This is a genomic window from Streptomyces clavuligerus, assembly GCF_005519465.1.
Lineage (GTDB): Bacteria > Actinomycetota > Actinomycetes > Streptomycetales > Streptomycetaceae > Streptomyces > Streptomyces clavuligerus.
In genome coordinates this window covers 5,087,443-5,101,800 of record NZ_CP027858.1, presented here as the reverse complement: position 1 = coordinate 5,101,800, position 14,358 = coordinate 5,087,443, and the positions used below count along the sequence as shown (strand labels likewise).

General features: G+C 70.9%; 11 protein-coding genes. 4 read left to right on the top strand and 7 right to left on the bottom strand.

Features of this window, described 5'->3' with window-relative positions; genetic code table 11:
* Positions 1–36 precede the first annotated feature (36 nt).
* From CRV15_RS21480 to ctaC, 3 genes are read right to left on the bottom strand one after another with little or no spacing between them, the layout of a single operon-like run.
* A complete protein-coding gene (locus CRV15_RS21480) occupies positions 37–435 on the bottom strand; it encodes a cytochrome c oxidase subunit 4 (RefSeq protein WP_003955638.1) in 399 nt (132 codons plus the stop codon).
* Entirely contained in the window at positions 432–2,171 is a 1,740-nt protein-coding gene (ctaD, locus tag CRV15_RS21475; protein ID WP_003955639.1) for an aa3-type cytochrome oxidase subunit I, read from the bottom strand. The genes CRV15_RS21480 and ctaD overlap by 4 nt, the downstream gene beginning before the upstream one ends.
* The gene (gene ctaC, locus CRV15_RS21470; RefSeq protein WP_003955640.1) at positions 2,168–3,133 is read right to left on the bottom strand and encodes an aa3-type cytochrome oxidase subunit II; all 966 of its coding nucleotides are present in this window, start codon (positions 3,131–3,133) and stop codon (positions 2,168–2,170) included. The genes ctaD and ctaC overlap by 4 nt, the downstream gene beginning before the upstream one ends.
* Positions 3,134–3,471: 338 nt before the next feature.
* On the opposite strand from ctaC, the gene CRV15_RS21465 reads away from it, so the two are divergent.
* Complete coding sequence (locus CRV15_RS21465) at positions 3,472–4,839, top strand: cysteine desulfurase/sulfurtransferase TusA family protein (RefSeq protein ID WP_003955642.1); 1,368 nt, start codon at positions 3,472–3,474, stop codon at positions 4,837–4,839.
* Positions 4,840–4,935: 96 nt separating this feature from the next.
* On the opposite strand, the gene CRV15_RS21460 is transcribed toward CRV15_RS21465, so the two are convergent.
* The gene (locus tag CRV15_RS21460) at positions 4,936–5,910 is read right to left on the bottom strand and encodes a carbohydrate kinase family protein (RefSeq protein ID WP_003960220.1); all 975 of its coding nucleotides are present in this window, start codon (positions 5,908–5,910) and stop codon (positions 4,936–4,938) included.
* Positions 5,911–6,103: 193 nt separating this feature from the next.
* On the opposite strand from CRV15_RS21460, the gene CRV15_RS21455 reads away from it, so the two are divergent.
* Together CRV15_RS21455 and CRV15_RS21450 are read left to right on the top strand one after the other, a co-directional pair.
* Positions 6,104–6,334, top strand: a complete 231-nt coding sequence (locus CRV15_RS21455) for a hypothetical protein (protein WP_003955645.1) — start codon at positions 6,104–6,106, stop codon at positions 6,332–6,334.
* 187 nt (positions 6,335–6,521) lie between these two features.
* Positions 6,522–8,174 (top strand): hypothetical protein, encoded by a 1,653-nt coding sequence (locus tag CRV15_RS21450; protein WP_009995946.1) that lies wholly within the window; start codon positions 6,522–6,524, stop codon positions 8,172–8,174.
* Positions 8,175–8,302: 128 nt separating this feature from the next.
* On the opposite strand, the gene CRV15_RS21445 is transcribed toward CRV15_RS21450, so the two are convergent.
* Positions 8,303–8,659 (bottom strand): HesB/IscA family protein, encoded by a 357-nt coding sequence (locus CRV15_RS21445; protein WP_003955648.1) that lies wholly within the window; start codon positions 8,657–8,659, stop codon positions 8,303–8,305.
* Positions 8,660–8,947: 288 nt separating this feature from the next.
* Here CRV15_RS21445 and nadA point away from each other — a divergent pair, with 288 nt between their 5' ends.
* Positions 8,948–10,132, top strand: coding sequence for a quinolinate synthase NadA (gene nadA / locus CRV15_RS21440; RefSeq protein WP_003955649.1), 1,185 nt, complete (start codon positions 8,948–8,950; stop codon positions 10,130–10,132).
* A gap of 64 nt (positions 10,133–10,196) precedes the next feature.
* Here nadA and CRV15_RS21435 read toward each other — a convergent pair whose 3' ends face one another.
* Positions 10,197–10,889, bottom strand: coding sequence for an alpha/beta fold hydrolase (locus tag CRV15_RS21435; RefSeq protein ID WP_003955650.1), 693 nt, complete (start codon positions 10,887–10,889; stop codon positions 10,197–10,199).
* Positions 10,890–11,063: 174 nt separating this feature from the next.
* Positions 11,064–14,204, bottom strand: coding sequence for an efflux RND transporter permease subunit (locus tag CRV15_RS21430; RefSeq protein ID WP_003955651.1), 3,141 nt, complete (start codon positions 14,202–14,204; stop codon positions 11,064–11,066).
* Positions 14,205–14,358: the final 154 nt, after the last annotated feature.

Here is a 14,358-nt window from a genome sequence, read left to right as displayed (position 1 = left end):
CCGACGCGGTGTCAGTGGAGCGGGGCTACCGCCGGATCACTGGTTCTGGTTCGCACCGCGGTAGTACTCGAACACCCAGCCGAAGATGCCGATGAAGATGACCGGCAGGGAGAAGTAGAGCAGCCACCAGCCGACGGCCACGGCGAGGAAGGCGAGCGCACTGCCGACTCCCAGCGCGAGCGGCTGCCAGCTGTGCGGGGAGAAGAATCCCAGCTCACCGGCCTCGTCGGCCACGTCGGCCTCGGTGTTGTCCTGTGCCATCTCGTCGACCCGCCGGGCCGTGAAGGCCAGGTAGTAGCCGACCATGACACAGAGGCCGAACGCCAGGAACAGCGCGGTCGTACCGGCCGGCTCCTTGGACCAGACGCCGTAGAGGATGGCCACGGCGAGGACGAAGACACTCAGCCAGAGGAACATCTTTCCCTGGATCTTCACTTGGCCGCCTCCTTCCCAGCGGTCAGGGCCTTGTCGACCTCACCACGGTTTTCGAGCTGGTCGACAACCGCGATTTCGGGGTGGTGCAGATCGAAGGCCGGAGATTCCGAACGGATACGCGGCAGCGTGAGGAAGTTGTGCCGCGGCGGCGGGCAGGACGTCGCCCATTCGAGCGAGCGGCCATAACCCCAGGGGTCGTCCACCTCGATCTTCTTTCCGTACTTCGCGGTCTTCCAGACGTTGTAGAAGAACGGCAGGATCGACGCGCCCAGAACGAACGAGGCAATGGTGGAGATGGTGTTCAGCGCGGTGAATCCATCGGCGGCGAGATAGTCCGCGTAACGCCGCGGCATTCCCTCCGCGCCCAGCCAGTGCTGGACCAGGAACGTACCGTGGAATCCGAGGAACAGCGTCCAGAAGGTGATCTTGCCCAGACGCTCGTCCAGCATCTTGCCCGTGAACTTCGGCCACCAGAAGTGGAAGCCGGCGAACATCGCGAAGACCACGGTGCCGAAGACGACGTAGTGGAAGTGCGCGACGACGAAGTACGAGTCGGAGACGTGGAAGTCCAGCGGCGGCGAGGCCAGGATGACGCCGGTCAGACCACCGAAGGTGAAGGTGATCAGGAAGCCGATCGTCCAGAGCATCGGTGTCTCGAAGGACAGCGAGCCCTTCCACATGGTGCCGATCCAGTTGAAGAACTTCACACCGGTCGGTACCGCGATCAGGAACGTCATGAAGGAGAAGAACGGCAGCAGCACACCGCCGGTGACATACATGTGGTGGGCCCACACGGTCACGGAGAGACCGGCGATCGCGATGGTCGCGCCCACCAGACCCATGTAGCCGAACATCGGCTTACGGCTGAAGACCGGGATGATCTCCGAGACGATGCCGAAGAACGGCAGGGCGATGATGTACACCTCTGGATGGCCGAAGAACCAGAAGAGGTGTTGCCAGAGCAGGGCACCGCCGTTGGCCGAGTCAAAGATATGGGCGCCGAACTTGCGGTCCGCCTCCAGCGCGAAGAGCGCCGCGGCCAGCACCGGGAAGGCGAGCAGGACCAGCACACCGGTCAGCAGCACGTTCCAGGTGAAGATCGGCATACGGAACATCGTCATGCCGGGCGCGCGCATGCAGATGATCGTGGTGATGAAGTTGACCGAGCCGAGGATCGTACCGAAGCCGGAGAGGGCCAGGCCCATGATCCACATGTCGGCGCCGATGCCCGGCGAGCGGACGGCGTCCGACAGCGGGGAGTAGGCGAACCAGCCGAAGTCGGCCGCGCCCTGCGGGGTCAGGAAGCCGCCCACCGCGATGAGCGAGCCGAAGAGGTAGAGCCAGTAGGCGAACATGTTCAGCCGCGGGAACGCCACATCGGGCGCGCCGATCTGGAGCGGCATGATCCAGTTCGCGAACCCGGCGAACAGCGGCGTCGCGAACATCAGCAGCATGATCGTGCCATGCATCGTGAACGCCTGGTTGAACTGCTCGTTCGACATGATCTGCGTACCCGGACGGGCCAGCTCGGCGCGCATGAAGAGCGCCATGAGGCCGCCGATGCAGAAGAAGACGAACGACGTGACCAGGTAGAGCGTACCGATGGTCTTGTGGTCGGTGGTGGTCAGCCACTTCACCACCACATTGCCCGGCTGCTTGCGCCGTACCGGCAGCTCGTTCTCGTATGAGTCGTCAGCTGCTTCGGCGGCACCCTGGGATTCGTTGAGGATGCTCACAGTTGCTTCTTCTCCGCGTTTTTGGCCGGGTCCGTCTGCTCAATGCCAGACGGGATGTAGCCGGTCTGCCCCTTGTCGGCAAGCTCCTTCAGGTGCTTCTGGTAACGCTCCGGGGAGACGACCTTGACGTTGAAGAGCATCCGGGAGTGGTCCACACCGCAGAGCTCGGCGCACTTGCCCATGAAGGTGCCCTCCTGAGTGGGGGTCACCTCGAAGGCGTTGGTGTGGCCGGGGATCACGTCCTGCTTGAAGAGGAAGGGAACCACCCAGAAGGAGTGGATCACGTCTCGGGAGGTCAGGATGAAGCGGACCTTCTCCCCCTTCGGCAGCCACAGCGTGGGGCCGGGGTTGCCGTTCTGCGGATTCCGGGTGCCGGGGATGCCGGCGTCGTAGACGCCGCCCGCGTTCTCCGGCAGGGCCTTCAGGTACTTGTCCGGAATGGCCTTGAGGTTCTTGTCCGTCTTCGCGTCCCCGGTCACACCGGGAACGTTCTCGATGTAGTTGAAGCCCCAGCTCCACTGGTAGCCGACCACATTGATGGTGTGGGCGGGCTTCTTGGACAGGGAGAGCAGCCGGGACTCGTCACGCGCGGTGAAGTAGAAGAACACCGAGACGATGATGAGCGGGACCACGGTGTACAGCGCCTCGATGGGCAGGTTGTACCGGGTCTGCGGAGGAACCTCGACCTTGGTGCGGGTACGCCGGTGGAAGAAGACGCTCCACAGGATCAGACCCCACACCAGCACACCCGTGACGAGCGCAGCCGCCCACGAGCCCTGCCAGAGGGAGAGGATGATCGGCGCCTCTTCCGTGACCGGCGTTGGCATACCGAGGCGGGGGAAGTCCTTGTATGTGTATTCGCAACCGGTGGCGGTCACCAGGATCAGGCCCGCAGTCAGCACCTGCGGCAGCTTCCGCCGCATCGGGCGCCGCGACGAGCGGTCGGAGCCGTTGGGACTCACGTAGCGCCTTCCCGAGAGTCTCGGCCCGCGCGACGGGCTGCGGCCGTCTCGCTGGTCGGTCGCCGGCCCTGACGCGGGCAGGGGGTTTGGATGTTTATGCGGACCAAACCCTACTGGACGCTATTTGGGGTCGCGCGGGGAGGGTGCCCAACGCGCCGTCCGACACCCCGAAGGGATGGAATTCCGCTGGACAGGACCGGGTTTTCCGGTGGAATCGCCCTGGTGTGCGGTGGGGTGTCACCCCGGTGGGCGACCCCGGAGCGAGGCGGTCCACGACCCCGGAACCCGACGCTCCGCCAGGGTGCGGCGGTTGGCCCGGAGGGTATTAGCGTGGCGGCGTGTCCTACTTCGATGTCGCCTCCTCCGCCCCCCTGCACCCCGTGGCCCGGCAGGCCCTGCTGGCCGCCCTGGACGAGGGGTGGGCCGATCCCGCCCGGCTCCACCGCGAGGGGCGGCGGGCCCGGCTGCTCCTGGACGCCGCCCGGGAGACGGCGGCGGACGCCGTGGGCTGCCGCCCCGACGAACTCGTCTTCACCTCTTCGGGGACGCGTGCGGTGCATCTGGGAGTGCGGGGCGCGCGGGCCGGGCGGCGGCGGATCGGCGGCCGGGTGGTGGTCTCGGCGGTCGAGCACTCCTCGGTGCTGTACGCGGCGGGCGAGGACGCGGCCGAGGTCCCGGTGGACCGCACGGGCCGGGTGGACCCCGAGGTCTTCGCCGCCGCGCTGACCGGGGACACCGCGCTGGCCTGCCTCCAGTCGGCCAATCACGAGGTGGGCACGGAGCAGCCGGTGGCCGAGGCCGCCGAGCTGTGCCGGGCGGCCGGGGTGCCGCTGCTGGTGGACGCGGCGCAGTCGCTGGCGTGGGGTCCGGTGGACGGGGACTGGTCGCTGCTGACGGCGAGCGCCCACAAGTGGGGCGGGCCCGCCGGGGTGGGGCTGCTGGCCGTCCGCAAGGGGGTGCGCTTCGCTCCCGGGGAACCGGCGGACGAGCGGGAGTCGGGACGTTCCCCCGGCTTCGAGAACATTCCGGCGATCGTGGCCGCGGCGGCCTCGCTGCGGGCGGTCCGGGCGGAGGCGGCCGGGGGCGCGGCCCGGCTGCGGGCGCTGGTGGACCTGATCAGGACCCGGGTGCCGGAGCTGGTCCCGGATGTGGAGGTGGTGGGCGACCCGGTGCGGCGGCTCCCGCACCTCGTCACGTTCTCCTGTCTCTATGTCGACGGCGAGGCGCTGCTGCACGCGCTGGACCGGGAGGGCTTCTCCGTGTCCTCGGGCTCCTCGTGCACCTCCGGCACGCTGACGCCGAGCCATGTGCTGCGGGCGATGGGGGTGCTGAGCGAGGGCAATGTCCGGATCTCGCTGGGCGCGGGGGCCTCCGGCGACGAGGTGGAGCGCTTCCTCGCGGTGCTGCCCGGGGTGGTCGCCTCGGTACGGGAGCGGCTGGGCGCGCCGACGGCTCCGGCGGCGGGCCCGGCGGCGCGGACCGCCGGGCTGGTGCTGGACACGCTGGGCAAGCGGTGCCCGATCCCGGTGATCGAGCTGGCGAAGGTGATCGGGGACGTCCCGGTCGGGGAGACGGTGACGGTGCTGTCGGACGACGAGGCGGCCCGGCTGGACATCCCGGCGTGGTGCGGGATGCGGGGGCAGGGGTATGCCGGGGAGGAGAAGCGGGAGCGGGGCTCGGCGTATGTGGTGCGGCGTCTGATCTGACCCGGGGGCCGGTCCGGGAACGGCGGTGGGGGCCCGCACCGGGTGCGGGCCCCCACCGTGTTCGCGCGCGTCCGGCCGGACGGAGCTGTCGGGTGCTCAGGCCAGGAACTGCTGGACCTCGGCGCCCGCGTCCGGGCCGTACGCCTTGACGAAGCGCTCCATGAAGTGGGCGCGGCGCAGGGTGTACTCCTGGGTTCCCAGGGTCTCGATGACCAGCGTGGCGAGCATGCAGCCGACCTGGGCCGCCCGTTCCAGGCCCACACCCCAGGAGAGGCCGGACAGGAAGCCCGCGCGGAAGGCGTCGCCGACACCGGTCGGGTCGACCTTGGCCTCCTCCTCCGCGCAGCCGATCTCGATCGGGTCCTCGCCCGCGCGCTCGATGCGCACGCCCCGCGAGCCGAGGGTGGTGACCCGGTGGCCGACGCGGGAGAGGATCTCCGCGTCGCTCCAGCCGGTCTTGTTCTCGATGAGCCCCTTCTCGTACTCGTTCGAGAAGAGATAGGCGGCGCCGTCCAGCAGTATCCGGATCTCGTCCCCGCTCATCCGGGCGATCTGCTGGGAGAAGTCGGCGGCGAACGGGATGTTCCGGGAGCGGCACTCCTCGGTGTGGCGGAGCATCGCCTCGGGGTCGTCGGCGCCGATGAGGACCAGGTCGAGTCCGCCGACCCGCTCGGCGACCGACTGGAGCTCGATCAGCCGAGCCTCGCTCATGGCGCCGGTGTAGAAGGAGCCGATCTGGTTGTGGTCGGTGTCCGTGGTGCAGACGAAGCGGGCGGTGTGCAGCACCTCGGAGATACGGACCGAGCCGGTGTCCACGCCATGGCGGTCCAGCCAGGCGCGGTACTCGTCGAAGTCGGCACCGGCGGCGCCGACCAGGACCGGGCGGGTGCCGAGCTGGCCCATGCCGAAGCAGATATTGGCTCCGACCCCGCCCCGGCGCACATCGAGCGTGTCGACCAGGAAGGAGAGCGACACCGTGTGCAGCTGGTCGGCGACCAACTGGTCCGCGAAGCGGCCGGGGAAGGTCATGAGGTGGTCGGTGGCGATGGAGCCGGTGACTGCGATGCGCACGGGTGGGTGCTCCCGGTAAGGCGGTATAGCTGTATAAAGGACACTCCACGCTACCTGGTCCCAGACGTGGAGCAGTATCCGAAACTACCCGATAGTAGGGGTTTCTGCTGCACCGCCTGGTGCGTACGGTGCGGATATGAGCAGTTCCGCCCCTTCTCTCCCGTCCGGCCCGTCTGTCTGGCCCCGCTCCGCATTGGACCCCCGTCCCTCGCGGAACGCCCATCACTCGCGGAACACCCGTCCCTCGCAGGACGCCGAGCCGACCCTGGAACGGCTGCGGAGCGACTGCGTCCGGATGGCCCCGCACTGGGTGGTGCCCCCGGAGCCCGCCGCGGCCCCGGTCTCCCCGTCCCGCATCCGCGGGGTGACCGTGCCCGCCGCCTCCGCCCGGCTGATCGGCTCGATGCCCGAGTACGGCGGCTGAGCCCGGGTCCGTACGCCGGTCCGCGTCCGCGTCCGCCCTGCCGTTGTGCGCGAGGTCCCGTGCGAGGTCCCTCGCGTGCGAGGCCCGTTCCCGTTCCGCGGCTTCCGGCCGTGCGGAACCGTCCGCGCCTCCGTTCCGTCCCATCGGTGCCCACGCGCCGCGGGGGCGGGAGGGAAGGAGCGTTCCGGTGAACAGCGACAGCGAGAGGACGACGACACACCCGGGCGGCGGCGGACGGAGCGGTGGCAGGCGGCGGCGTGCGCCGCTCGTCGTCTCCGTGGTGGCGGTGGTCCTCGCCGTGAGCGGGGCGGGGACCTATATCGCCGCGTCCGGCCCGAACGCCGGGAGCGCCGGGACGGAGCAGCGGGCCCGCGGCGGCGCGGACGGGACGGACGGGACGGACGGGACGGACGGGACAGGCAGGACACAGACGGAATCCACCGCTCCGCCGCCCGCGCTCTCGGTGCCCCCGGCCCCCGGTTCCGGGGTGGCGCCGGGTGAGCCGGCCCCTTCGGGAGGAACGGTTTACCAGGTCCGGGGCGAGTTGCCGAAGGGCCCGGACCGGTCCGCCCCGTACCGCGCCGAGGGGTCCGTGACGGACGAGCGGGTGGCCCGGCTCGCGCATCTGCTGGGGATGGCCGACACGGCGCCCCGTTCCTCGGGGGACGAGTGGGTGATCGGCGCGGGCAAGGACGGCGCGGAACCGACCCTGCGGGTGCAGAAGGCGGCCCCGGGGAGCTGGTGGTACAGCTCCTTCGGCGCCGCGACCGGCCCCGACGACTGCCGCAAGGGCGCGAGCTGCGGCGGATCGGCGGACGGCCCGTCCGGGACGGCGGCGACGGGCGGCGGGGACGGTGCGGTCGCGCCGGGCGAACGGGTGGCGAAGGAGGCGGCCCTGCGGGTGCTGAAGGGGTTCGGCCTGGAGCGGTCGGCCCTGTCCGCGCGGCAGGTGGTCGGCTCGACCCGGATCGTCACCGCCGACCCGGTGGTGGGCGGTCTGCCGACGCACGGCTGGTCGACGGTGCTCGGGATCGGCCCGGACGGCACGGTGCTCAGCGGGTCGGGCATGCTGGCCGCCCCGGTGAAGGGCGCCGAGGAGAAGGTGGTCGGCGCCGCGACGGCGCTGGCACGGCTGAACGCGGCGTCCCTCGTCATCGCCCCGTCCGGGTGCGCCACCGATCTGCCGCGGGAGAACGGGCGGCCCGCGCAGACGGCACCGAAGGCGAAGACGGTCCCCTGCGGGGTCTGCGCCACCGATCTCCCGCTGACCGGTCAGGGGGAGAAGCCCGGGGAGCCGGAGGTGGTCTGCGCCAGGGAGCGGCCCCCGGCCGCGCCCCGGACGGTGACGGTGGACTCGGTGGAGTTCGGCCTGTCGCTCCAGTATCCGCGGGGCACGGCCGCCCTGGTGCCGTCCTGGCTGTTCCGGGTGGAGCCGACGGCGGCGGGGGCCGCGCCGTACACCGTGGCGCAGCCCGCTTCGGAGTCCTGGCCGGGGCAGCCCGCCGCCGCGCCCGTGCCGGCTCCGCCCGTGGAGCGGCCCGTCGAGCCGCCGGCCGCGCGGGAGCCGGAGCAGCCCGCCACCGCGGCCCATCCCTCGTACCGCGCGTCGGGACGGACGCTGACGGTGGGCTTCTGGGGCGGGGTCTGCGGCGAGCCGGAGGTCACCGCGCGGGAGAGCGGCGACCGGGTGCTGGTGCGGATCGAGGAGCCGGAGCCCGCCCCGGGAACGGCCTGTGTCGCCCTGGCGAAGGACCACCGGGTGCCGGTGACGCTCCGGCAGCCGCTGGGTGACCGGAAGGTCGTGGACGCCGCGACGGGGAAGGCGCTCGCCCGGAGCTGAGCGCCCGCCCGCCCGCGCAACGGCTGAAGGCGGCGACCCGGTCGTCGGGTCGCCGCCTTCACCGTGCGCTCAGGGCGCGGAAACCAGCGGTGCGGGGGGCCGGCCGTACGGGGTCGGCCGCGCGTGGCTCAGTTGAAGGAGTCGCCGCAGGCGCAGGAACCCGTGGCGTTCGGGTTGTCGATGGTGAAGCCCTGCTTCTCGATGGTGTCCACGAAGTCGATGGAGGCGCCGCCCAGGTAGGGCGCGCTCATCCGGTCGGTGACGACCTTGACGCCGTCGAAGTCCTTGACGACATCGCCGTCGAGGGAGCGCTCGTCGAAGAAGAGCTGGTAGCGCAGGCCGGAGCAGCCACCGGGCTGAACCGCGACGCGCAGCGCCAGATCGTCCCGGCCCTCCTGGTCGAGCAGGGCCTTGACCTTGGCGGCCGCGGCGTCGGAGAGGAGGATGCCGTCGTTCACCGTGGTGGTCTCGTCCGATACGGACATCTGCTTCATCACTCCCGGGATGGGTCTCCCCACCAGAGGCAGGGGGAGGTACGGAGACTGCTTGCCGACCCGTGCAACCAGTGTCGCCGCGGTTTCATTCCGGGCCGTGGCGTTCTTTCCTCTTCATGCTCGCACACCGCCCGGTCGGCGGGACACGACCGGGCGGGCGGGGATGCGTCACATCGACGCTATGGCCATCGTCAAAGTGACGTGAAGCCGTTATGATAATAGCGTCAAATAGACGAAAAGTCTGCGTCGCAAGAGTTGCAAGAGAAAGGGTGTGGTGTGGTGACCGCCGCCCAGCCCCGTACGGAGCCGCTGGACGTCCAGCCGACCCCGCTGGCCCTGCTGCTGCTCGGCCGGGAGGCCGACCCCCGCAGTGAGCGCGGAGTGGAGTGTCCCGGCGATCTGCCCTCCCCGTCCGATCCGGACCTGGTGGCGCGCGCCCGTGCGGCGAAGGAGAGGCTGGGGGAGAAGGTCTTCATCCTCGGCCACCACTACCAGCGTGACGAGGTCATCCAGTTCGCCGATGTCACCGGCGACTCCTTCAAGCTGGCGCGGGACGCCGCCGCCCGGCCGCAGGCCGAGTACATCGTCTTCTGCGGCGTGCACTTCATGGCCGAGTCCGCGGACATCCTGACCTCCGACGACCAGAAGGTCGTGCTGCCGGACCTCGCCGCGGGCTGCTCCATGGCCGACATGGCCACCGCCGAGCAGGTGGCGGAGTGCTGGGACGTGCTGACCGACGCGGGCATAGCCGAGCAGGTCGTGCCCGTCTCGTACATGAACTCCTCGGCCGACATCAAGGCGTTCACCGGCAAGCACGGCGGCACGATCTGCACCTCCTCCAATGCGAAGCGGGCGCTGGACTGGGCGTTCGAGCAGGGCCAGAAAGTGCTCTTCCTGCCCGATCAGCACCTCGGGCGCAACACCGCCGTCCGGGACCTGGGGATGTCCCTCGACGACTGCGTGGTCTACAACCCCCACAAGCCGGGCGGCGGGCTCACCGTGGAGCAGCTCCGCGCGGCGAAGATGATCCTGTGGCGCGGGCACTGCTCGGTGCACGGCCGCTTCTCGCTGGACTCCGTGAACGATGTACGGGCCCGGATTCCCGGTGTCCAGGTGCTGGTGCACCCCGAGTGCAAGCACGAGGTCGTGGCGGCGGCGGACCAGGTGGGTTCGACGGAGTACATCATCAAGGCGCTGGACGCGGCGCCCGCGGGCTCCACGTGGGCCATCGGCACCGAGCTGAACCTGGTGCGCCGACTGGCGAACGCCCACCCGGACAAGGAGATCGTCTTCCTCGACCGGACGGTCTGCTTCTGCTCCACGATGAACCGGATCGACCTGCCGCACCTCGTCTGGACGCTGGAGTCGCTGGCCGACGGCGCGCTGGTCAACCGTATCCAGGTGGACCCGGAGACGGAGAGCTTCGCCAAGCTGGCGCTGGAGCGGATGCTCGCGCTGCCGTAGCGCGCGCCGCTGCCGCCGCGGGTCGGCAGAGGGGCGCCCCTCTGCCGACCCGCGGGCGGTCTCCCTAGGCCGTGCGCGGTGCGCAGAGGCGGTCCGCCAGCTCCACGGGACGGCTCAGGGCGGGCAGATGGCCGCCGGGGATCTCCTCCACCGCGAGGCCCAGCCGGTCCCGGACCACCCGGCGCTGGAAGGCAAGCGGGAAGAACCGGTCCTCGCGCCCCTGGAGGAAGCGGGTGGGGACGTCCGGCCAGGAGAGCAGCGGCCAGGGGTCCGCGAACAGGGCGTCCGACGGGCCGCTCGCCGGGGCGGCCAGGGCCTCGGCCGTGATCTCCTCGGGCACATCGTGGAAGAAGTCCGTCCGGAGGTCGAAGGGCGCGTCCGGGTCCCGTCCCTGCGCCACGGCGAAGGCCCGGCGGGCGGCGGGCTGACCGGTGTCGTCCCACCACTCCCCCGCTGTCTCCCCGGGCTCCGGCACCATCGCGTTGACGAGGACGATCCCGTCCACCGGCAGCAGCTCCGCGACCAGCGGGGCGAAGAACCCGGCCAGCGACTGGGCCACCAGGACAAGACCGCCGGGGTACGGGGGGCTGCCGACGGCTCCGACGACCAGTTCCGCGTACGCCCCCAGGCCCGCGTGCGGGTCCTCGGGCAGATCCATGGTGACGGCGCGATGGCCCCGGGCCGTCAGCTCGGGCACCACCCGGTGCCAGTACCGGGCGCGGCCGTCGGCGCCGGGGATCAGGGCGAAAGTCGTCATGGGCCCATCGTGGCGGAAAGGGCCCCCGGCCCGGGCCCGTACACACGGGGCCGGGCCGGGGATGCCCGGTACCGGGGGAAGCCCGCGGTACCGGGGCGGATGCCTCGGGCCGGGCGGGTCCGAGGCCGGGGCGGACGCCTCGGGCCCGGCGGGCCCGGTACTGGGGTCCGGGGGTCAGGCTCCGGCGGGCCCGGCTTCCCCGGAAACCCTCTCCGGCGTCTCCCCGGGCGCCTCCCCGGCGGCCCGCTTCGCCGCCTTCCTCGCGGCGCGCCGCTCCTTGCGCAGCTCGACCATCGCGTACAGCGTCGGCACGAGCAGCAGGGTGAGCAGCGTGGAGGTGAGCAGACCGCCGATCACGACGACCGCGAGCGGTTTGGCGATGAAGCCGCCCTCGCCGGTGACGCCGAGGGCCATCGGCAGCAGGGCGAAGATCGTCGCCAGCGCGGTCATGAGAATCGGGCGCAGCCGGTGCCGACCGCCCTCGATCACGGCGTCGACCACGCCGTGCCCCTGGGCCCGATACTGGTTGATCAGGTCGATCAGCACGATCGCGTTGGTGACCACGATGCCGATCAGCATCAGCATGCCGATCAGCGCGGGGACGCCCAGCGCGGTGTCGGTGACCAGCAGGCCCCCGATCGCGCCGGTCGCGGCGAAGGGGATGGAGACCAGCAGGATCAGCGGCTGGACCAGGGAGCGGAAGGCCGCGACGAGCAGCATGAAGACGATCGCGATCGCCGCCAGCATCGCGATGCCGAGCGCGGTGAACGCCTCCTCCTGGTCCTCGGAGACCCCGCCGATGGACGCCTCGGCGCCCTTGGGCAGGTCCAGGGAGGCGATCGCGGACTGGAGCCTGCTGCTGACGGCGCCGGTGTTGTCCCCGGTGGGCCGGGCGGTGACGGTGGCGGCGCGGGAGCCGTCGATCCGGGTCCGGGAGACCGGTCCGGGCTTCAGCTCCACGGTGGCGATGTCGCTGAGCCGCGCCGGTCCGATCCGCAGGTTCCGCAGCTCCTGGAGGGTGCGGGCGGGCTTCGCCGAGGTGATCACGACATCGCGTTCGGTGTCGTCGAGGACCGCCTTGCCGGAGGGGGTGCCCCGGACGGCCTGGGCGACCGCCATACCGAGGGTGGCCTCCGTGAATCCGGCCCCGGCGGCGCGGGCGGTGCCGCGGACCGCGATCCGGGGGACGCTCTGCGCGAGGTCGCTCTCCACGTCGTCGACGTCGTCGAGCCCGGCGACCTCCTGGCGCACCGCTTCGGTCGCCCGCTCCAGGGTGGCGGGGTCGGCGGCCTTCACCACGACCTTCAGATCCTGGTTGGCGAGGCCGTCGCCCATCGAGACGGTGGTGTCGCCGATGCCGTCGAGCTTCGTCAGCCCGTCCTCGATCCGGTCGCGGACCCGCTCGTACTCCCCGGCGTCCTTGAGCGTCATCTGGTACGAGGCCCGGTTGGTGCCCGTGCTCGCGCCGAAGGCGGCCATCAGACCGGAGGAGCCGACGGTGACCTGGTAGGTCTCGATCTCGTCGATGCCGTCGAGGACCTTCTCGACCTTCCGGGCGGCGGCGTCGGAGGCGTCGAGGCCGGTGCCCGGCGGGAGCTGCTGCCTGATCGACATCACCTCCTGCTCGCCGGGGTCGAAGAAGTTCGTCCGCAGCAGCCCGCCGAGGCCGAAGGTGCCGATCAGGATCGCGAAGGCGATCAGCAGACTGGTGACCCGGCGGCGGGTCGCGAAGCGCAGCACCGGGATGTAGCCGCGCTGGAGCCTGCTGCGGCCCTCCTTCTCCTCCGCGATCCGGCGGGCCTCCTCCGGGTCCTTGCCCCGGACGTCCTTGGGGGCGCGCAGGAACCAGAACGACAGCACCGGCACCACGGTCAGCGACACCAGCAGGGAGGCGAGCAGCGCGGCGGTGACGGTGAGCGAGAAGCCTCCGAACAGCTCGCCGACGATGCCGCCGACCAGTCCGATCGGGAGGAAGACGGCGACGGTGGTGAGGGTGGACGCGGTGACCGCTCCGGCGACCTCCTTCACGGCGGTGACGATGGCGCTCTGCCGTTCCTCGCCGTAGCCGAGATGGCGCTTGATGTTCTCCAGGACCACGATCGAGTCGTCGACGACCCGTCCGATCGCGATGGTCAGCGCGCCCAGGGTGAGCATGTTGAGCGAGAGGTCGCGGGTCCACAGCACGATCAGCGCGAGGACGATCGAGAGGGGGATGGAGACCGCGGTGACCAGGGTGGAGCGGAGCGAGACCAGGAAGACGAGGATCACGACCACGGCGAAGAGCAGGCCGAGGCCGCCCTCGGTGGTCAGTCCGGAGATCGCCTTCGAGACGGCGGGCCCCTGGTCGGAGACGACGGACAGCTCGGCGCCCGCGCCCAGGTCCCGGCGGAGGGAGGGCAGTTCCTCCGCGACGGCGTCGGAGATGGCGACGGCGCTGCCGTTGTTGTCCATGGTGACGAGGAGAGCGAGGCTGGCCCTGCCGTTGGTGCGGGTGAGGGCGACCGCGGGGGCGGGCTCCTGCCGCACGGTGGCGATGTCGCCGAGGCGTACCGGGCCGCCCTTGGCGGGCGGTGCGGGGGCGATCCGCAGCTCCTCGATCTGCCGCAGCTCCGTCCAGCCGCCGCCGACCTGGACGGTGCGGTTCCTGCCGTCCTCGCTGAAGCCTCCGGCGGGGACGGTGGCGCCGCCCGCGCGCAGCGCCTCGGCGAGGGCCGCGGTGGTGAGTCCGGCGCGGGCGAGCCGGGTCCCGTCGGGGGTGACGGAGACCTGGAGTTCGCGTTCCCCGTCGATGGTGACCCGGCCGACGCCGTCGATGTCCTCCAGGACGGGGACGACCACGCGTTCCAGCCGGTCGGCGAGGGTCTGCGGGTCCTGGTCCGAGGAGGCGGCGAGGACGACGGTCGGGATGTCGTCCGTGGAGCCCGCGAAGACCTGCGGGTCGACGGTGTCGGGGAGCTGGGCGCGGGCCCGGTTCACGGCCTGCTGCACATCGGCGACGAGCTGTTTGGTGCTGACGTTCCCATAGTCGAAACCGGCCATGATCACGGCGTTGCCCTCGCTCGCCGTGGCGGTGACGCTCTTGAGGCCGTCGACGGCTTCCAGGCTGCTTTCGAGGGGTTCGACGACCTGCTTCTCGACCACCTCGGGGGAGGCGCCCTCGTACGGGGCGACGATCGAGACGACGGGCAGCTCGATGGAGGGCAGGAGCTGCTGTTTGAGCTGGGGTATCGCGATCGCGCCGAAGACGATCGCCACGATCGACATCAGCCCGACGAGCGTTCTGTGTAACAGGCTGAACTTCGACAGCCAGGACATGGGTTCTCTCTTCTGTGGCTTGTGCGGCAGGGCGGGTACGGTGCCCGCCTATACGATCAGCCATCCGAAGAGGAAGCCCGTCGCCCCCAGGTCTCGTTTCCTTACGCGGTCCATACCGCGTCTGGAGTACATCACGCGGTACGGCGCCCACCCG